The 18,756-nt window shown below is 60.7% G+C and carries 16 protein-coding genes; 12 read left to right on the plus strand and 4 right to left on the minus strand.

Annotated elements, in window-relative coordinates; all coding sequences use genetic code 11:
* The first annotated feature begins 8 nt into the window (after window positions 1-8).
* The 8 genes from PQQ86_RS05645 to PQQ86_RS05680 all read left to right on the plus strand — a co-directional run bounded on the left by PQQ86_RS05645 (window position 9) and on the right by PQQ86_RS05680 (window position 7,976).
* A complete protein-coding gene (locus tag PQQ86_RS05645) occupies window positions 9-569 on the plus strand; it encodes a hypothetical protein (RefSeq protein ID WP_408265273.1) in 561 nt (186 codons plus the stop codon).
* Window positions 570-802: 233 nt separating this feature from the next.
* Entirely contained in the window at window positions 803-2,017 is a 1,215-nt protein-coding gene (locus PQQ86_RS05650; protein ID WP_408265274.1) for a DUF6402 family protein, read from the plus strand.
* On the plus strand, window positions 2,014-2,529 hold the full coding sequence (locus PQQ86_RS05655) for a hypothetical protein (RefSeq protein ID WP_408265275.1): 516 nt from the start codon (window positions 2,014-2,016) through the stop codon (window positions 2,527-2,529). The genes PQQ86_RS05650 and PQQ86_RS05655 overlap by 4 nt, the downstream gene beginning before the upstream one ends.
* Window positions 2,530-2,563: 34 nt before the next feature.
* A complete protein-coding gene (locus tag PQQ86_RS05660) occupies window positions 2,564-2,758 on the plus strand; it encodes a hypothetical protein (RefSeq protein WP_408270376.1) in 195 nt (64 codons plus the stop codon).
* A gap of 75 nt (window positions 2,759-2,833) precedes the next feature.
* Complete coding sequence (locus tag PQQ86_RS05665; protein ID WP_408265276.1) at window positions 2,834-4,096, plus strand: MFS transporter; 1,263 nt, start codon at window positions 2,834-2,836, stop codon at window positions 4,094-4,096.
* Between the two features lie 110 nt (window positions 4,097-4,206).
* Entirely contained in the window at window positions 4,207-5,151 is a 945-nt protein-coding gene (locus tag PQQ86_RS05670) for a LysR substrate-binding domain-containing protein (protein ID WP_408265277.1), read from the plus strand.
* Between the two features lie 204 nt (window positions 5,152-5,355).
* Window positions 5,356-6,666: an MFS transporter gene (locus PQQ86_RS05675; protein ID WP_408202493.1), complete on the plus strand. Its 1,311-nt coding sequence runs from the start codon at window positions 5,356-5,358 to the stop codon at window positions 6,664-6,666.
* Between the two features lie 62 nt (window positions 6,667-6,728).
* Entirely contained in the window at window positions 6,729-7,976 is a 1,248-nt protein-coding gene (locus tag PQQ86_RS05680; RefSeq protein ID WP_408265278.1) for a metal-dependent hydrolase family protein, read from the plus strand.
* A gap of 44 nt (window positions 7,977-8,020) precedes the next feature.
* Here PQQ86_RS05680 and PQQ86_RS05685 read toward each other — a convergent pair whose 3' ends face one another.
* Window positions 8,021-8,932, minus strand: coding sequence for a DMT family transporter (locus PQQ86_RS05685; RefSeq protein ID WP_408265279.1), 912 nt, complete (start codon window positions 8,930-8,932; stop codon window positions 8,021-8,023).
* Window positions 8,933-9,056: 124 nt separating this feature from the next.
* Here PQQ86_RS05685 and PQQ86_RS05690 point away from each other — a divergent pair, with 124 nt between their 5' ends.
* Window positions 9,057-9,977, plus strand: coding sequence for a LysR family transcriptional regulator (locus tag PQQ86_RS05690; RefSeq protein WP_408265280.1), 921 nt, complete (start codon window positions 9,057-9,059; stop codon window positions 9,975-9,977).
* A gap of 148 nt (window positions 9,978-10,125) precedes the next feature.
* Window positions 10,126-11,235, plus strand: a complete 1,110-nt coding sequence (locus PQQ86_RS05695; protein WP_408265281.1) for an asparaginase — start codon at window positions 10,126-10,128, stop codon at window positions 11,233-11,235.
* A gap of 24 nt (window positions 11,236-11,259) precedes the next feature.
* Here PQQ86_RS05695 and PQQ86_RS05700 read toward each other — a convergent pair whose 3' ends face one another.
* The 3 genes from PQQ86_RS05700 to PQQ86_RS05710 form a co-directional block, all read right to left on the minus strand.
* On the minus strand, window positions 11,260-12,039 hold the full coding sequence (locus PQQ86_RS05700) for a hypothetical protein (protein WP_408265282.1): 780 nt from the start codon (window positions 12,037-12,039) through the stop codon (window positions 11,260-11,262).
* A 275-nt stretch (window positions 12,040-12,314) separates the two neighbouring features.
* A protein-coding gene (locus PQQ86_RS05705; RefSeq protein ID WP_408265283.1) for an IS3 family transposase occupies window positions 12,315-13,864 on the minus strand; the annotation gives its coding sequence in 2 pieces (ribosomal slippage) (window positions 12,315-13,390 and window positions 13,390-13,864; 1,551 coding nt in all).
* A gap of 872 nt (window positions 13,865-14,736) precedes the next feature.
* Complete coding sequence (locus PQQ86_RS05710) at window positions 14,737-15,717, minus strand: chemotaxis protein (RefSeq protein ID WP_408265284.1); 981 nt, start codon at window positions 15,715-15,717, stop codon at window positions 14,737-14,739.
* Window positions 15,718-16,120: 403 nt separating this feature from the next.
* On the opposite strand from PQQ86_RS05710, the gene PQQ86_RS05715 reads away from it, so the two are divergent.
* Together PQQ86_RS05715 and PQQ86_RS05720 are read left to right on the plus strand one after the other, a co-directional pair.
* On the plus strand, window positions 16,121-16,669 hold the full coding sequence (locus PQQ86_RS05715) for a DUF4142 domain-containing protein (protein ID WP_408265286.1): 549 nt from the start codon (window positions 16,121-16,123) through the stop codon (window positions 16,667-16,669).
* Between the two features lie 332 nt (window positions 16,670-17,001).
* Window positions 17,002-18,732, plus strand: coding sequence for a tetratricopeptide repeat protein (locus tag PQQ86_RS05720; RefSeq protein WP_408265287.1), 1,731 nt, complete (start codon window positions 17,002-17,004; stop codon window positions 18,730-18,732).
* The last annotated feature ends 24 nt before the right edge of the window (window positions 18,733-18,756 follow it).

Raw genomic sequence — 18,756 nt, forward strand, 5'->3', positions numbered from 1 at the left:
CTCGTACTATGAAAAAACTCCTCCTCACCGCTCTCTGCCTCTCAACGACCTCCGCCTTCGCCGCCGGTCAGGTCTTGCTGGAAACCCCAGTCACCTATGCACCGGACGCCAGCGTCGTCGACCAGATCAAAAACGAATGCCACATCGAAGACATGCTGACGCGCCACGTCGGCGAGGCGCTCCGCAAGATCAACAGAACTGGCGACGGCACCATCGCATCGCAAACCGACGCGGGCGATGCAAAGATTCTCAGATTGCAGATCACCCATGTACTGGGCGTGGGCGGTGGCGCATGGAGCGGACCCAAGGCTACGACCGTGAGTGCAGATCTGATTGAAGACGGCAAGGTCATCCGTCACACCAGGATAAACCGCTGGTCGGTCGGTGGCATGTGGGGTGCGTTCAAAGGAAGCTGTTCGATTCTGGATCGCACGACCATTGTGATCAGCAAGGACCTGAGCCGTTGGGTGCGCGATCCGTCCTATGAGATCAAGGAAGGTGCGCCGCCGAAAGAGGCTTCCGCACCGACGGCTCAAACCGATCCGGCGAGTTCCGCGAAGGCCGAGTAAACGGTCGTCCGTCAGCGAGTGCACACTGCGTCGAACTCAGGCGCGAAATCAGGCGCAGCAGACCGCCTCGGCGCAGGGCCCTAGAGTCACCCAAGGTACAGGGTGGAGTGATCGGCCGACATAAAGCAGTTTTTCGAGACGTGTTTACCGCCTAGCATGGTTTTCCGACCTGGCGGTAACAAGGAACCGCCAGCGATCGGTACTCGAAAAACTGCTAGCTAATAACAACCAATATGTCGACCGCTTATCGCGAGAAAATCCCGTATTACAAGATCAATAAAGTGCTATGGCGCTGGACTCGCTGCGACGCTGATCGAGGCTGTTACCCAGTTCCTGATCTGGCGATTTCGATGACCAAACCGCCACCGACGCTGCTCACCCAGCCTGGCGCCGCACCGTCTTCAACCTCGCCTGCGCAACCGTTGACGCATGCAGATCGCGTGAACAACTCCCTTGATGGACTGCTGTCGATCGCGCACGGCGTATCACGCGTCAAAAAATGGCTTGATACGCCTGACCCTCCCAAGCCACCCAAGACTACACCAGCCAGGCGGGAAGAACGTGCGACGACTCTCCCGTTTGATCTTCAGGAAATTCCGGGCGCGATGCGTAAAGAGATTATGCCTGTCTCAGCGAAACTCATGGAGCGATGGTTTGCCGGCGATCTCAACTATTCACCAACTCCGCGGGACGAAGTAAAGGGCTTAAATCAAAATGGACAGCCCTATCCACCGAGCATGATCGACAAGACCACGATCAAGCTCGATTGGGTGCTAAAACATACAAGAGCCAAGGTGGTATACGATTTTCTCCAGACGTACGAGCGTCTCACCACACCAAGGGCCATTGAAGCTTTAGGTAGTGCATTGCGCCCGCTACGCTCGCCATATGGAAAAGTGGATGCTTGGAAGTTAAGCGATCAAGATCTCAAGATCCTGCATAAGAATTTTGAGTTCCAGCTGGCAGGCGTCGAGAGCACTTTCAGTCAGAAGCTAGATCAGTTAGTCTCGAGGGAGAAAAGCAACGGCGGGGTGCCCGATGATCTCACGGGTTCGCTCGGTTCGTTTAATTTCTATGCGGCCGTTGGCAGCGCTACATTTAACCGCGACGCAAACCGAGCCACGATCACGAGCATCATTCTCTATGTCAAGGATAACTATACTTTCACCGACGAGGCGGGAGAACCATCCCAATACCTTGGGCACTGGAGTCGTGATGGCGTAGTTATTGTTCCTGCGACCGGCGCGGCCGGACTGGCTGGGGTCTCGTGGCCAGACTATCCGGTTGCAGTGGGCGATATGCGCGTGCGTGGCAACGTGTACTACCCGGTGCGAAATAGCTCTTTCCGCGAGTGGCAAAAAATCCACCAGCAAGGGGGCGATTTCATCATTTTCTCCGACTACCGCTTTGTGACCCTTCTCAAACCTGTCGAGATTGAATTTCTATGAGCACAGCGGCAGAAGGTGCTGGCATTGCTATGCTGATCGCAGTCGCCGCGCTCATCATGGTTTGTATTGCAATGATTTCGATGGTACGGGCACGATGCTTTATCCTTTCCAGCCGCGATGGACGAAGCCAGCGAGCGCAACAAATGATTAAAGTGTCGCTCAAACGAACTGTCGTCGGCGCCGCCACTGCGGCTGTGCTCGTCTCCGCCTGGAGTTATTGGGACCGCGCACGACCACGTTCGCTCGTACGTCCTACGGACTGTGACAGCGTGCAGTCAGCCGATGGCCGCTATACGGCACGCTCTTGCTACCTTGGATCGAAAATCATTTTGCGGTTGTATGAGGGCGGCAGCCAGAGACTGATAGCAGAGAGAACATATAGCGATTACTCTCACGATCCTGTACGACTTTATTGGGAAGAAGGTGCGCTGCGGTATGAGGACGGCGACGAGCTCGGGACGATCACCTTGCCGCCATCCGTATATGACCGCCTGCTGGCCAAACTACCCTAACCATTGCAACCTACGGCAACTTGCCACCAACTCGATGACCGGCCACGGCGATGCGGAAAATCGACACGAAAGCACCCAGGCTGTTGAAGAAGCCATCGTCAATGCCCTGCTGGCCGCTACCGATATGAGCGCACACGGCGCTCGAGTGGAGGCGATCGGGTCTGAACGCCTGCTTTCTGCGTTTCGTGAGGTGGGATGGAAGCCTTACAAAAAAGAAAGCGCCGCGTAGATGTAAAAATAATATAAACAAACTTGCTCTAAACTACCTGCCGCCCCAGCCAGCCTAGTAGAGAGCAAGACACCAATGCCCATACCCCCAGCCGCCCCCGCCGGCGACCCAAACTTCAGTTTGCCAAAACACCCCGCATTCCAGCGTTTCTGGTGTACCCGTATCCTCTCATCGCTGTCGTTCCAGATGCTCGCCGTGGCCATGGGCTGGCACATCTACGCACTCACGCATAGCGCCTTCGCACTGGGCCTCGTCGGCCTCGCCCAATTTCTGCCGATGTTCGTGCTGACGCTCGTGGTCGGCCACGTCGCCGACCGTTACGACCGTCGGCGGATCGCGGCCATCTGTCAAAGCCTCGAAAGCGTCGCTTCATTGTTGTTCGCCTTCGGCACCTTCGGTGGCTGGATCAGCGCGCCGGTCATCTATGTGCTGGCCGCATGCGTGGGTGCGGCGCGCGCCTTCGAATCGCCTGCGGTTGCATCGTTGTTGCCTGGCGTCGTGCCACGCGGGCAATTGCCCAAAGCGACGGCATGGGCCACCTCCGCGAATCAAACCGCCCAGATCGCAGGCCCGGCATTGGGCGGGCTGTTGTACGGCATCGGTCCGGGCGTGGCCTACCTCGCGTGCACGCTGTCCTTCGCGGCCGCCGCTGCCACTGTGTGGGCCATCCCGTTGCAGGCCAAGCTGGCGCGCCGCGCGCCGGTAACGCTCGAGTCGGTGTTCTCGGGCATCGCTTTCATCCGCAAGGAGCCCGTGATACTCGGTGCACTATCGCTCGATCTGTTCGCCGTGCTGTTCGGTGGGGCGACAGCGCTGCTGCCGGTTTTTGCGCGCGATATCCTGCACACGGGGCCGCTCGGTCTCGGCCTGCTGCGCTCAGGCACCGCCATCGGCGCGCTCGCGGGCACCATCTGGCTCGCGCATTTTCCGCTGCGCAACCGGCCCGGCGCTGCGATGTTCGGCGGCGTGATTGCGTTTGGCGCAGCGACTGTGGTCTTCGGTTTATCGCATCAATTCTTCCTGTCGCTCTTCGCGCTCATGGTGCTGGGCGCGTCCGACACAATCAGCGTAGTGGTGCGTCTGTCCCTCGTGCAACTGCGTACGCCGGACGAAATGCTGGGTCGCGTCAGCGCGGTCAATTCGCTTTTCATCGGGACGTCGAATCAACTGGGCGAATTCGAATCCGGTGTCACGGCAGGGTGGTGGGGCGCACAACCGGCCGTACTGGTGGGCGGCATCGCAACGATTGCCGTCGCTTTGCTGTGGATGCGATTTTTCCCGGAACTCAAGCACACACGCTCGCTGGAGCGCGAAGAGGCGTTGGCGCCAAGTCATTGATCGCAGCGCTGGAGGCCGAAATCCCGCAGTTACGCGCTACATAGCACGCATGATTTGACGCGCTCTTCGACCCGCTATGATGGTGGCAACCTCACTCGGCCACCTTCATCATGCGGATCGCCCCTTTACCCCCGCTTCAATGCCTGATCGCATTCGAATCGGCCGTGCGCCATGCCAGCTTCACTAAAGCGGCCGTAGAACTGCATCTGACGCAAAGCGCGATCAGTCGCCAGATCGCGCAACTCGAAGACTTCCTCGGCCGCTCGCTCTTCGTGCGGGAGCACCGCGCCCTACGGTTGACGATCGCCGGCGAACGTTACGCCAAGCATGTGCAGTGGCTGCTTGCCAATTGCTCGGAAGCCACGCTCGATGTGATGAAGCGATATGGCGATCTTGAGTTGACGATCGCGTGTTCGTCGGGCGTGGCGGTGTTGTGGCTTACGCCGCGCCTGGGTGCGTTTCGCGCCGCCCATCCGAACGTGAAGATCCGGATGATCGTGCGCGACGGGCTCGCATCGTTGTCGCCCGCGGAATTCGACGTGGGCCTGTACTACATCCGCCAGCGCGCCGAGCCGCATTTCACCGCGCGCCGCATTTTCGACGAAGACGTGTACCCGGTATGTTCGCCCGGATATCTCGCTGGCCGCGTGCTGGAACCCGCCGATCTCGCCCATGAAACATTGCTGATGCAGGAAGACGGTCAGCGGCAATGGATGTCGTGGCCCGAATGGTTCCGTCTCAACAATGTGCAGATGCCCGGTTCCCCACAGTCGGTCGTCGTCAATCATTATCCGCAACTCGTGCAGATGGCGATTCTCGGCCAGGGCGTCGTGCTCGGCTGGCGTCACATGATCGACGCGTGTCTGAACGAAGGGCTGCTGGTGCGCGCCACGCGAGCATCGGCGAGCCACGGTGGCGGGTACTACGTCGTATCGCCGAACGACCGCGCGGAGAACCAGGCGGCGCGCCTCTTTACGCGTTGGCTTTTCGAGCAGGCAGAGGCGCAGACAAGTGGGCAAACACTCGCTGAGACGAGCAACACACCCGCAACCTGACTGCCTTTCGCATGCGCCACGCGCATGCGTGCATGCGAATCTTTCGTTTCGAAAACAAATCAGGTCTCTCTACGATCGGCTTCATGCATGCAAAGGCGCCGCTCGATTCCGACACGCCGCCTTGCTGGCAGACGCTCGCCGAACCCGTAGCCACGCAGCGGCCGCATGAATAGCCGCGCAAGCAGCCTGACAAGGAAAGAGACCATGCAAGGAACGCTTTCATCCAACGTCGCGACGATATCCGTGGATTCGCTCGCACAGCAGCGGCGCCGCGCCATTATCGCCACTGTGCTCGGCAACGGCCTCGAGTGGTTCGACTTCACCGTCTATAGTTTTTTCGCGGTGATCATCGCCAAGCTGTTCTTTCCGACCGGCAATGAACTGACTTCGCTGCTGCTTGCCGTCGCGACGTTCGGCGTGGGCTTTTTCATGCGGCCGGTGGGCGGCATCGTGCTCGGCGTGTACGCGGATAAAGTCGGACGAAAAGCGGCACTCTCGCTGACCATTCTGCTGATGGCGGGTGGCACCGCACTCATCGGCCTCGCGCCGACCTATGACCAGATCGGTCTGTGGGCGCCGGTGCTGATCGTGGTCGCCCGCTTGCTGCAAGGTTTTTCGGCCGGCGGCGAAATGGGCACCGCCACCGCGTTTCTTACCGAATATGCGCCGGCAGGCAAGCGCGCATTCTATTCGAGCTGGATTCAGTCGAGCATCGGCTTTGCCGTGCTGCTGGGCGCTGGGGTCGGCACTTTCGTAACGTCGAGCCTGAGCGCCGATGCGCTGCATTCGTGGGGCTGGAGAATGCCGTTCCTGATCGGCATTTTGATCGGACCAGTCGGCTATTTCATTCGTAGCCGCATGGACGAAACGCCGGCGTTCAGCGCCGTAGCGGAAGAGGCCAAAAGCGATTCACCGCTCGCGGAAGTGTTCCGCCGCTTTCCGCGCGAGACGTTTGCGAGCTTTTCGATGGTGATTTTGTGGACGGTGTGCACCTACGTGCTGCTGTTCTATATGCCGACGTATTCGGTGCGCACGCTGCATCTGCCGCAATCGATGGGCTTTCGTGCCGGCATGTTCGGTGGCCTGATGATCATGTGTTTCTCGCCGATGGTCGGCAAGCTCGCTGACCGCTTCGGCCGCCGCCGCTTCCTCTCCGGCGCCGCGGCATTGATCCTGGTGCTCGCATGGCCGATGTTCGCTTACATCAACCGCGCGCCTGGGCTGGTTTCGCTGATGGTGTTTCAGGGCGTGTTCGGCCTGCTGATCGCCACCTACACCGGTCCGATTCTCGCGGCCTTCTCCGAACTGTTCCCGACCAAGGTGTTGTCGACCGGCCTCTCCGTCGCGTACAACTTCGCGGTGACGATTTTCGGTGGCTTCGCACCGTTCTTCATCACGTGGCTGATTGCTTCGACGGGCAGCAATATGGCGCCGGCAATTTACGTGATGATCGCCGCGACCATCAGCCTCGTCGGCACGTTCTATGTGCGCGATCCGCGCCGTAGCCACGCCTGAGAGGCAGCGCGTCCGGCTAACAAAAGCCGGACGGATTCCTTCATCCAGTCAGGAAGATATCAATGAGCATTACGGTAATCAGCGGCGGCAACGTACTCGATCTGGCCCAGGGTGTGTTGCTCGAACATCATCACGTCGTGATCGAAAACGGCCATATCGTCGAAGTCACCGATCGTCCTGTCGATCTGCCGAATGCACGTGTGATCGACGCACGCGGCAAGACGGTGATGCCCGGCCTGATCGATTGTCACGTGCACGTGCTGGCTTCGCGCGCGAACCTCGGTGTGAATGCGACGCAGCCGAATATCCTCACCGCGATTCGCGCACTGCCGATTCTGAAGGCGATGCTCGGTCGCGGCTTTACGACGGTGCGTGACGCGGGCGGCGCGGATTGGGGATTGACGCAGGCGCTGGAGAGCGGATTGATTCCGGGGCCGCGTATTTTCCCGTCGGGGAAGGCGTTGTCGCAAACCGGCGGTCACGGCGATTTCCGTCCGCGCGGTGACGTGCTGGAACCCTGTTCATGCGCTTTTCGTGCCGGGGCAATTGCGCGAGTGGTTGACGGTGTCGATGCGGTGCGGCTTGCAGTACGTGAAGAGATTCAGAAGGGCGCTACGCAGATCAAGATCATGGCATCCGGTGGTGTCGCCTCGCCGACCGATCCGATCAGCAACACGCAATACTCTGAGGACGAAATCCGCGCGATCGTCGCGGAAGCAGAGGCAGCCAACACATACGTGATGGCGCATGCCTACACAGGCCGCGCGATTTCGCGTGCGATTCGCTGTGGCGTGCGCACAATCGAGCACGGCAATCTGGTCGACGAAGCCGCCGCAAAACTGATGCGCGAGCACGGCGCATTCGTCGTGCCCACGCTGGTCACCTACGACGCGTTGGCCAAACACGGCGCCGACTACGGCTTGCCCGCCGATTCGATTGCCAAGGTCGAGACCGTGCGGCAAGCGGGGCGGGACTCGCTGCAGATCTATGCAAATGCAGGTGTGCCGATGGGATTCGGATCGGACCTGCTTGGCGAAATGCACACGTTCCAGAGCGACGAATTGCGCATTCGCGCCGAAGTGCTCGGCAATCTGGAAGCATTGCGTTCGGCCACCACGATTGCGGCCGATATCGTCGACCGCAGTGGCAAGCTCGGCGTCATCAAAGCCGGGGCAATCGCCGACGTGCTAGTGGTCGACGGCAATCCGCTCAAGGATATCGGCGTGTTGACCGGGCAGGGCGAGCGCCTCGAGTATGTGCTACAGCGTGGTGAGGTAGTGAGCGAGCGGGGCACAGTCGCATCGCGCTGATCGGAAGTGCGTGTGCAGCGATCGGCGCGGGTCTCGGAAATTCTCTAAGCCCCCGCCGTACTCACTCGCAACGCGCTCCATCGCACCGTCGCGAGAACCGATGCCGCAACGATCAACGCACCGCCAATCCATGCGGCCGTTGAAATCCGTTCACCTAACCAGATGCAGGCGAACAGCGCACCGAAGGCGGGCTCGCTGCCCATCAGCAGCGACACGCGCGTCGGGCTGCTGCGTTTGATCGCGAAGTTCTGCGCGAAGAAAGCGAACAACGTACACGCGATCACCAGATAGCCGATGTAGCCCCAGAACATGGCGTGTCCGGCAAGCGACGGCACCGGTTGCCACTGTTGCGGGACAAACAGTACCGCCACCGCCGCGCTGCCGAATGCCACCACGCCCGACTGAACTGCTGTCACCGACAAAGGCGGCAACGCAGAGTCGCGCATCACACGTTTAGTCACGCACACGTTCAGCGCGCGCAGCAGCGCGGCGAGCAGAATCAGCGCATCGCCAGGATTGAAACTCAGCGCGCCATCCCCCGCCAGCAGCCAGGCGCCGAATAGCGAAAGCGCGACCGCCGCCCATTCGACGCGAGTCGGCTTGCGCTTGAGTAGCCACCATTCGACGAGCGGCGTCATCACCACGCACAGGCTGATCAGAAACGCCGCATTGGCCGCGCGCGTTAGCAGAATGCCGAACGTTTCACAGAGAAAGATACCGAGGAGCAACGCCCCCGCGATCAGCACGCCGCGCAGCGTGCGCGCATCGGCGGCGCGCAAGTGACGCAAGGTGGGCGACAGGATCACGAAGGTGATGCCGAAGCGGAGCGCCAGCAACCCTAGAACCGGATAGAACACCAGGGCGCTTTTGACGACGCCGTAACTGGTGCCCCACACCACGGCGACCGCGAGCAGCATCAGATCGGAGAGCAGAAGCAGGCGTTCTTGTTTCGACATGGCGGACCTCGGGCAGATGAGCGCGTATTGTCGAACTTTGCTTGCAAGGCGATAATCGGGTTGCTGTGCATAGTATTTATGTTTCAGATGCATTAATCGGCTCAAACCCCACAAGCGCCCGACGATGAACCCAACCGACCTTTTTGCGTTGCTGCCGGACATGGCGGTTTTCGCGCGCGTCGTCGATGCCGGCAATTTTTCGGTCGCCGCACGTCAGCTCGGCAGTACGCCGTCCACGGTCAGCCGTCAGATCAAGCGGCTCGAGGACGCATTGGCGACACGCCTGCTCGAACGGTCCACGCGCACGGTGCGGGTCACGGAATCCGGTGCCCAGGTGGCGCGGTTCTGCCGCGACATGCTGAGCGCCGCATCGGGCGCGGTAGATGCGGCCGGGCAACTGGCGGCGCGGCCGCAAGGCAAAGTGCGCGTGAGCGCGCCCACCGCGTTCGCGAAGACCGTGATTCATCCGCTGATTCCCGGCTTTCTGCGCGCCTACGATGAAGTCGACCTGCAACTGCTGTTCACTGATCACGACGTCGACCCGCTCGCCGACGATGTCGATCTGGTGATCCGTCTGACCGAGCATCCCCCGCAAGGGCTCGCGGGACGCAGGCTGGGGGCCGTGCGCTGGCTGCTGGGTGCATCGCCGGCTTATTTGCGAGAGCACGGCACGCCGGCGCAACCGCGCGATCTCCTCAAGCACGATTGCATCTACCTCGGCGAAACCGCCGACGACAACCGCTGGCGCTTTCGCCGTGGCACGGAAACGCAAACCGTCGACGTGAAAGGGCGTTACATCGCCAATCATGCGGGCGCGCGACTCGAAGCGGCGCAGCAGGATTTCGGCATCGCGAACCTGCCTGAGTTTGCCGCCACCGATGCATTGCTCAGCGGCGAACTCGTGCAGGTACTGCCCGACTGGAATCTCGAAGCGCGCGCTTACGTGGGGTCGGTGTGGCTGTTGTATCCGCCGAACCGCTTCTTGCCGCCGAAGGTGAGGGCGTTGATCGATTACATCGTCGAGCATATTCACGAAGCGGCTTAAGCACGGGTCCGCCGCGTCGTGCAAATCGTTTGCATGCCGTGGCCGACCAGTGGAGATTTGGATTGCGCGAAAGACGAACGTAGAATCGCTCACGTCACCATGATTGATAGCGATCGCGACGACTGACGCGATCAGGAGGAGAACGACCATGACCTTGCGCGAAACCGGGCCGATTGCGGCGACTGTCTATCGCGGCGAAGCGATCGAGAACACACATATCGCCCATGTCGCGGTGGTTCAGGCCGACGGCCGCCTGCTGTATTCATTCGGCGATCCGTCGCGTATCACGCTGGCACGCTCCGCGGCAAAACCGGCACAGGCCCTGGCGGTAGTCGAGACTGGCGCGCTCGAGCGTTTCGGTTTCGACGAAACGGATCTCGCGCTCATGTGCGCCTCGCACAGCAGCGAGCCGCGCCACATCGAACGCACGAGACAGATGCTGGCCAAGGCGCGGGTCAGCGAAGCCGATCTGCGTTGCGGCGGCCATCCCCCGCTGTCCGACGCCGTCTATGTCGACTGGCTGAAGCGCGATTTCAAGCCGGACGCGGTGTGCAGCAATTGTTCGGGCAAGCACGCCGGCATGCTGGCCGGGGCGCGTTCGATCGGCGCGGCAATACGGGGTTACGAACTGCCGGAGCATCCGCTACAGGTACGCGTGAAGCATACCGTCGCCGAGGTATGCGACTTGCCGGACGACGCGGTGCAATGGTCGATCGACGGTTGTAATCTGCCGACGCCGGCGTTCGCCCTCGACCGACTCGCCCGACTGTTCGCGAAGCTCGCTGCCGCGGAGGACGAAGTTTCGGCTTCCTCTGCGGCTTCTTCATCCATTCCTTCTTCCATTTCACCGCGCACAGTTGCGCTCGCACGCATCTATCGTGCGATGGCCGCGCATCCGGAGTGGGTAGCAGGCGAGGGGCGTTTCTGTACTGCGTTGATGCGGGCGTTTGATGGCGCGCTGATTGGCAAGGTCGGCGCAGACGGCAGCTATGCAATCGGCGTGCGGGCTTCGCGGCAAACTGCGCGACTTGGCGCCAACGGTGCACTCGGCATTGCGGTGAAGGTGGAGGACGGCAACATCGGCGTGCTATATGCGACCGTTGCTGAACTGCTCGCGCGGCTTGATATCGGCAGCCCTGAGCAACGTGCGCAACTGGGCGCGTTTCATGCGCCGCGGATGATCAACACCATGGGCATCGAAATCGGTCGTTTGGCCTTTTCGCTTGCGCTCGAAGCGCATTCACACCGCGAGGCGTGAAGCTATGCGGGGCGCTGTGGCCGGTTATGCGTCGTCTTTCTTGAAGCGATCTTGTATGGCCACTAGTTGATCGTCGGTGGTTGCTACGATCCACAGACGGGCGCGTTCGGCCATCAGGCGATTGTGATCTTTTAGCACGCCCATCGACACGGCCGTTTTCCACGCGACGGGTGCGGCGCGACTGGTTCTTCCTGATGGTGTGCCGACCAGCAATGCGTAGGGGCCGAGGGGCAGCGAGACGAACGGCATGGCGGGTTTGACGCGTACGCGCCAGTCGATGAAGGGTGAATCGCTGAAGAGAAGCGGCGTGGGCAGACCGTGCAGCACGGTGAAGTCATAGAGCGCCAGTTGTTCGCGCATGGGTGTGTAGACCCGGCGAATATCGTCGACGAGCGCCGCACGGATTTCGTCGTCGAACATTGCTTCCTGGGTGTAGTGGTCGACTGCTTGCAGCGCGTCGTGCTGATAGGCGCTGAAGATTGCCAGGTCGAGGCAATCGTGAACTGCGCGTTGGACTTCGGCGGCGGAGCCGGCTTCTTCGGGTTTGCCGAGTTGCGCGGCGCGGAGGAAGCGGGCGAGGGCGGCGTCCTGGGTTGCGGGGCCGGTGGCCAGTGGGTCGTCGGTGACGTCTTTGTCGAGCGGGACGTAGAGGTATTTTTCTGCTGCGAAGCGGGATTTTTTGCCGTCATCGAAGCTGATTTCGCCGGTGGCGCAGTTGATGTACCGAGTGCCGATGTGGCCGTGTTCCCACACGAAGTTTTTCAGGAAGGGGCGCAGGGGGTGGAGTGGGTCGGGTTGTAGCATTTTTTTGATGCACTCCGTGCGGGTTGGGGTTTGGGTATGGTCACATAGAAATTGAGGTTTATGGTTTTTTTCCCCTGCGGGGCGGTTTGGTTGTTTGCCTGCGGCGGTGGGGTTTGCTTGATTTTGATTGCCTTCGGCGGCGCTTGTTTGTCAGTGTTCTTGGGGCGTTGGCCTTTCCCTGAATTGTTAGTGGTCTATTAGTGTTGCCCCTGTGCGGGGCGGCACCTACTTTTCTTTGCATGCGGTGTGTGTCAAGGTAGTTGTCGCCTGAACCGTCACGCTGCCTGCTTATACATTTGGGCTGAGGCCGAGGCCCGCTCCGGATTCAGATAGACCGCGTCTGCCAGATGCCAGTTGCGGATGGCCCCTGACCAGCGCGCCGGGTTTTGCATGCGTGCGCTCCGGTACAGCGCACGCCGGCGGGCCAGCAGGTCGCTGGCTTCGCCGCGATGCCGTTGCGCCGGGCTGACATACTTCAGGCCGCTGTGGCAGTGCTCTTCGTTGTACCACTGCACGAAGCGCTGCACCCATTCCCGGGCTGCCTCCAGCGTGTCGAACGGCTGCTCGGGCCATAACGGACAGTACTTCGCCGTGCGGAACAGCGACTCGGCAAAGGCGTTGTCGTTACTGACGCGCGGCCGGCTGAACGAAGGCTGCACACCCAGATCAATCATGGCCGCGCGCATCGTGGCGCCTTTCATCGCACTGCCGTTATCCGAATGCAGCACCAGCGGACGCCCGGCGATGCCTTCGCGCAGACATCCCTTGGCTAGCAGCACGCTCGCGTGCTCGGCCGACTCCTGCTCCCACACTTCGTTCATCACCAGCTTGCGGCTGTAGATGTCCTTCATCATGTACCAGTAAAAGTACCGGCCCCTGACCGTGGTCGGCATCCACGTAATATCCCAGCACCACACCTGGTTCGGACCATCGGCACAATGCGTCGTGAGTGTGCGTCGTTGCGGGGCCTTCGCGCGTCCTCGACGCTGGCCCTGTCCTGCCGCTTTCAGTACCCGGTAAAACGTCGATTCGGAGGCCAGATACACGCCCTCATCAGCCAGTTTCGGCACGATCTGGTGTGGCGTCAGGCTGGCGTATGCGGGCCGGTTCGCCGCATCAAGCACGGCCTGGCGCTCGGCCTGACTCAGTTTGTTGGCCGGAGCCTGGCGGGTGGCTAGCGTACGGCCGTCCTGCGGCGCCTCGCGCCAGCGCTGGACACTGCGCACGCTAATGCCCAACTGCTCGCACGCACACGCACGGCGGGCTCCCTGCTGCACCGCTTCATCGATCAACTGCATGGCTTCATCGCGATCCGGGCTGCTGATCAGTCGTCCTCTTCCTTGCCCCAGATCGCTTCGGCTTTTTTTCGCAGGTTCAGCAACGCCGCCGCCTCCGCACGCGCAGCGTCGCTGCGCTTGAGCTGGCGTTCCAGTTCACGGATGCGCTTGTGGGCAACCTTGGCTTCATTGCGCTGCGCAGCTGTGGGTTTCGTTTCAGGCGCGCTGTTGGCCTGTTCGCACGCCTCGCGCCACTGCCGGATCTGCTCCGGGTAAATGCCCTTGCTGCGGCAGTACTGTGAGGTCTCGATCTCGTTCAGCGACGCCGTCTCCAGCACCACCCTGAACTTGTCGGCGCTCGACCACCGATCACCCGTTTTGCCATTGCCCGGCATGAATTCTCCTGCCTGTCTTGCACTTTGCCGCCAGGCGCGCAGCGTCACTGTCGTGATGCCCGTCGCCCCAGCCAGCTCGATTACCGCACGATTGAACGGTGGCATCATCTGTTTGATTACCCACTCCCGGGTTTCCGCTGAGTAGCGCTTCATCTTCCATTCGCTGTCCGCCCCCCATCTTTACACCAATCGGTTCGGATGAGGCGACAACTAGCCTGACATGGAGGGCATGCCGCAAAGAAAAGTAGGCAAAAGAAAGCGGCTTAAACCGCTCATGCTAAGTGGGCACCGTGGTCTGCTGCGGGTAGTGGTGCATCTGGAATCCGTGTTCTCGCACATTCCACGCTAGTGACAAAGGTGTCATCAGCTCCCACTCCGCACTGCGTGCGTCGCGGACGGGTCCGCGGGGGAAACCACGGGTTCGGTTGAGGTTTGTGGGGCCGTCGGCTTCGCCTCGGCGACGCGCCTCTGCATTCACCCGGGACCCCCTGCTTTAAATGATATGTCGGTGCGCTGAATCACCGCCCCTCTCAGTCGCAGTCACATCTGCCGATGCCGATGCCGTTCCAATCGGAATGGGATGGTAATGACGGTGCAATGACAAGCCACGGTCCGGTGGCGGGGCGTGGGCGCCAAAACGTAGCGGGTGGTTCTATGAAGTACGCTTCGGCGCGCGCAGCGTCGCCGGAAGAATGACGCCCTTGTCACAAGCGCAAGCAGGTGCACGACCCCAGATTCCAGATGCACCACTACCCTACGCGAACTACGGTCCCCACTTAGCAGGAGTGGTTTGAGCCGCTTTCTTTTGCCTACTTTTCTTTGCGGCAAGCAAAGAAAAGTAGGTGCCGCCCCGCACAGGGGCAACGCTAATAGACCACTAACAATGCAAGGAAAGGCACCAAAGCCAGAACAAGGAAAGGCACCAAAGCCAGAACAAGGAAAGGCACCAAAGCCAGAACAACGAAAGGCCAACACCCAAGAACACTGACAACAAGCGCCGCGAAGGCAAAAAAACCTGCAAACCTTCAAACAACCCCCTCCGCCGCAGGCACCCCCCCAAGCGCATTACGAATAGCATCAGCCAGCTCAGCGGCTGCAAACTTAGCCACATACCCATTCGCCCCGGCATTCTTCACATGCGCCTCATTCGCCGCACCAGTCAAAGAAGAATGAATAATCACCGGAATATCCCGAGTCCGCTCATCAGCCTTGATCTGACGGGTCAACATGAACCCGTCCATCTCCGGCATCTCGAGATCGGTCAACACCAGCGCAATACTGTCCTTCACCCGCGTGCCGTTAGCCTGCGCTTCACGCGCGACCTGCTGCAACGTATTCCATGCCTCTTCGCCGGTCTTGGTCATCACGTAGTCCGCACCGATCGCGCTCAACGCCTGCTCGATCAGCTTGCGTGCAAAACCGGAATCGTCGGCGGCGAGAATCTTCGCGCCAGGGCGGATGCCAAGCGCTTCACCCACCGAGGTCGGGTCGACGCTCGGATGCTGTGACGGAAACACGTCGCGCAATACCTGCTCGACGTCGATCACCTGGGCGAGCCGCGAGTCGCCCGTGTTGCCGTCGATACGCGCAATGCTCGTCACCAGATTGCCACCGGCCGCGCCTTCGGCGGAGAGCACCTGGTTCCACTCAAGCCGCACGATGTCGTCCACTTCCTCGACCGCAAAAGCCTGCGTCGAACGCGCAAATTCCGTCACCAGCAAAATGTTCAGGCCGCGCGTCGGCTCGCAGCCCATCAGGCGCGGCAAGTCGATCACGGGAATAATCTGGCCGCGAATGTCCACCGCGCCCATCACGAACGGCGAAGAACCCGCAATCGGCGTCACCGGCGGCATCGTCGAGATTTCACGCACCTTGAAAACGTTGATGCCGTAAAGCTCATGCGCGTCGCTGCCGGGAACCGAACCCAGCCGATACAGCAACAACTCGAATTTGTTGGAACTCGTCAGATTGCTGCGTTCGTCGTTCGCGCGGTGATCTACTGCCATCGAATCTCTCCAGGGATTGCGGTGCGAGTGGTGCGCCATGCATACCGTTCGTTCGGCTCTGGCGTGTGCCCTACCTTTCTGTTATCGGCGCAGCAACCGGAAAGTTCAGTGAATTCAGGCGGTTTGCTGATGCTTTCTGGTTAACACCCATCCGCTATTCGGGGCAGGAAGAGGCCGGCGGGCATACAGCAAAAGCAGGTAATTCATATGAAGGTTACCTAACGTTACAGAAGCGACAGCATGGTTTCACATGCTGGGTAATGCGCCTCCTAGAATGCACAGCGATAAGAGCGCGGCGTCGTTAGCCGGTTGCAAGCGATTTGCAAGGTATCAGTGCAGTCGCATGCAATGGCCAAGGCGCACTCGCATCGCCGTCGTTTCGCTTCCACTCCAAGGAGAACGTATGATCCGCTTGCCTCTCGCCGCCATCACCAGTGCCTGCATGGCCAGCCTTATGGTTGTCGCTACCGCAGCCAGTGCCCAGACCGCGGCCGCGCCGGATGCAGCTCGCATTCATGCCGCCGACCAGGCCTTCATCGCCGACGCCACCAAGGCCGTCGCCACGCAACGCGATGCCGCACGCATCGCCACGTCGCGCTCCACCGACCGGGACGTGAAGGCATTCGCAGAGCGCGTGTCGAACGACAACGCGAAAATCTCCGACGCGCTGCGCGCTGCCAGCCCGCGCGGCGTCGACGTGCCGAAGAACGATCCGGACCCGGCAGTGCTCGCGAGCATCAATAACCTGCGCGGCGCCGACTTCGACAAGACCTACATCGAGCAAGTCGCGCTCGCCGGCGAACAGAAAGCGCTGTCGGCCTTCCAGGCGGAAATCGCTTCGGGCCGCGACGAACAGTTGAAGGACGCGGCGAAAAAGGCACTGCCGACCATCCAGGAACACTACGCGATGGCTCAGGATCTCGCCAAGCGTAAGCATCTGACCGCCCAGTAAGCCGGACATCAGGCACACCAGCCACAGTCCATGCATCAAGGTGCGCGTCGCGTTGCGACGTGACGCGCACCACCAGGCGGCATAGAAAGACGCCTCAGAAAGACGCTTAAAAGCACGTCTAAAAAAGGCGCCTGAAATCCGCCCCCAAAACCAGCAGCCCTCCCTCTCGCTCGCGCACATTCAAAGCCGCTTGCACACAGCAGACCAACCGCGTTCTTTTCGGCGATAATCGGCTTCGTTCTTTCAGGCCTGACCCGCGTGGCTTCCACCGCGACTCAGGAAGCCTGAAAGCGGTTTCCCGATTCCACACGCATTCAATCAAAGCTCACCTCATGAGCAAGCCTGCCCATCTCCCGCAACAGTTGGACCATATGCTTCGGCAAGCCGTCGCGCTTCAGCAGAACGGCGCATTCGCCGAGGCCGAAGAACTCTACCGTGAGATTCTCGAACTCAAGCCACGCCATTTCGAGGCGCTGCAATTGCTGGGCTCGCTCGCGCTGCAGGTGGGTCGTGTTCAGGAGGGCATAGAGTTCCTCAGAAAGGCGCTCGCCATCAATGCGAAACAGGCGCCAATCCATTCGAATCTCGCCTATGCGCTCAATGCCTTGCAACGTTTCGACGAAGCCCTCGCGAGCGCCAATCGCGCGCTCGCATTGCAATCGAAATTCCCGGACGCACTGAACAATCGCGGCAACGCGCAAGCCGGCCTGAACTTGCCGCTCGAAGCGCTCAGCAGCTTTGATCGCGCGATCGCCTTGACGCCGGATTTCGCGCAAGCCTGGAACAATCGCGCCTGCGTGCTGCGCGATCTGGGCCGTCCCGCCGATGCCTTGGCAAGCTGCGATCACGCGCTCGCATTGCAGCCGACCTACCCCGACGCGTGGAGCAATCGCGGTAATGCGCTCAGCGATCTGAATCAGGCGGACGACGCGCGGCAAAGCTATCAGCGCGCGCTCGAACTCGCACCTGCATTTGCCGATGCCTGGAACAACCTTGGCCTGACCCAGGTCGATCTCGGTGAGCACGCGCAAGCGTTGCAGAGCTATGAACGCGCACTGACCGTCAATCCCTCCGCTGCCGAGACGCATTGGAACCAGTCGTTGTGTTTGCTGCAACTGGGGCAGCTAGAAGCGGGATGGAAAGAGTACGAATGGCGCTGGGAGCGTAGCCGGATCAAAGCAGGCAGGCGCACCTTTGCGCAACCGCTTTGGCTGGGCGATTTTTCCATCGACAGCAAAACAATTCTGCTGCACGCTGAGCAGGGTCTCGGCGACACGCTGCAGTTTTCCCGGTACGCCGGGATGGTGTCGAAGCTCGGCGCGAAAGTCGTGCTGGAAGTGCCGGGTGAGTTGATGCGGCTCATGTCCACGCTCGACGGTGTGGATCAATTGATCGAAGCGGGCCAGGCACTGCCGCCGTTCGATTGCCACTGCCCATTACTGAGTCTGCCGCTCGCATTCAAGACCGATCTCGCGAGCATTCCGTCAAAGACGCCTTATCTGTTCGCCGACGTGCAGGCAACGCGTGAATGGCACGAGCGTATCGCTTCGCAAGCAGAAGGGCGCCTGAAGGTAGGACTCGTCTGGGCTGGCGGAAATCGGCCGCATGTCGCCGAGCTCCGCAAGAACGACGCGCGCCGTTCGATTACTTTCGAGCGGCTCGCGCCGATTCTCGATGTGCCGAACGTGCAGTTCTTCAGTCTGCAGAAGGGACCGTCTGCGCTTCAGTTACCGCGCAACGATTCGACCCCTAACGTCACTGACTACACCGAAGAACTCGATGACTTCGCCGACACTGCCGCGCTGGTGGCAAACCTCGACCTGGTGATATCGGTGGACACATCCACCGTGCATCTGGCCGGCGCGCTGGACAAGCCGGTATGGATTCTGAATCGCTTCGACACCTGCTGGCGCTGGATGCTGGAACGCACCGATACGCCCTGGTATGCGCAAGCGAAATTGTTCCGGCAGCCGGCATTGGGCGATTGGGACAGCGTGATTCGAAACACGCGTGATGCACTGGCCGCGCTCGCCGGCACGTTTGCCGAGACGCGCGTAGACTGAACGTCCGTTTATCGACGGCTAGGA

Source organism: Paraburkholderia sediminicola (assembly GCF_046026675.1).
Lineage (GTDB): Bacteria > Pseudomonadota > Gammaproteobacteria > Burkholderiales > Burkholderiaceae > Paraburkholderia > Paraburkholderia sediminicola_F.

Excerpts from the sequence above, each read along its gene's own strand:
- PQQ86_RS05645 (WP_408265273.1), top strand. The coding sequence starts at position 9 with ATGAAAAAACTCCTCCTCACCGCTCTCTGCCTCTCAACGACCTCCGCC.
- PQQ86_RS05650 (WP_408265274.1), top strand. The coding sequence starts at position 803 with ATGTCGACCGCTTATCGCGAGAAAATCCCGTATTACAAGATCAATAAA.
- PQQ86_RS05655 (WP_408265275.1), top strand. The coding sequence starts at position 2,014 with ATGAGCACAGCGGCAGAAGGTGCTGGCATTGCTATGCTGATCGCAGTC.
- PQQ86_RS05660 (WP_408270376.1), top strand. The coding sequence starts at position 2,564 with ATGACCGGCCACGGCGATGCGGAAAATCGACACGAAAGCACCCAGGCT.
- PQQ86_RS05665 (WP_408265276.1), top strand. The coding sequence starts at position 2,834 with ATGCCCATACCCCCAGCCGCCCCCGCCGGCGACCCAAACTTCAGTTTG.
- PQQ86_RS05670 (WP_408265277.1), top strand. The coding sequence starts at position 4,207 with ATGCGGATCGCCCCTTTACCCCCGCTTCAATGCCTGATCGCATTCGAA.
- PQQ86_RS05675 (WP_408202493.1), top strand. The coding sequence starts at position 5,356 with ATGCAAGGAACGCTTTCATCCAACGTCGCGACGATATCCGTGGATTCG.
- PQQ86_RS05680 (WP_408265278.1), top strand. The coding sequence starts at position 6,729 with ATGAGCATTACGGTAATCAGCGGCGGCAACGTACTCGATCTGGCCCAG.
- PQQ86_RS05685 (WP_408265279.1), bottom strand. The coding sequence starts at position 8,932 with ATGTCGAAACAAGAACGCCTGCTTCTGCTCTCCGATCTGATGCTGCTC.
- PQQ86_RS05690 (WP_408265280.1), top strand. The coding sequence starts at position 9,057 with ATGAACCCAACCGACCTTTTTGCGTTGCTGCCGGACATGGCGGTTTTC.
- PQQ86_RS05695 (WP_408265281.1), top strand. The coding sequence starts at position 10,126 with ATGACCTTGCGCGAAACCGGGCCGATTGCGGCGACTGTCTATCGCGGC.
- PQQ86_RS05700 (WP_408265282.1), bottom strand. The coding sequence starts at position 12,039 with ATGCTACAACCCGACCCACTCCACCCCCTGCGCCCCTTCCTGAAAAAC.
- PQQ86_RS05710 (WP_408265284.1), bottom strand. The coding sequence starts at position 15,717 with ATGGCAGTAGATCACCGCGCGAACGACGAACGCAGCAATCTGACGAGT.
- PQQ86_RS05715 (WP_408265286.1), top strand. The coding sequence starts at position 16,121 with ATGATCCGCTTGCCTCTCGCCGCCATCACCAGTGCCTGCATGGCCAGC.
- PQQ86_RS05720 (WP_408265287.1), top strand. The coding sequence starts at position 17,002 with ATGAGCAAGCCTGCCCATCTCCCGCAACAGTTGGACCATATGCTTCGG.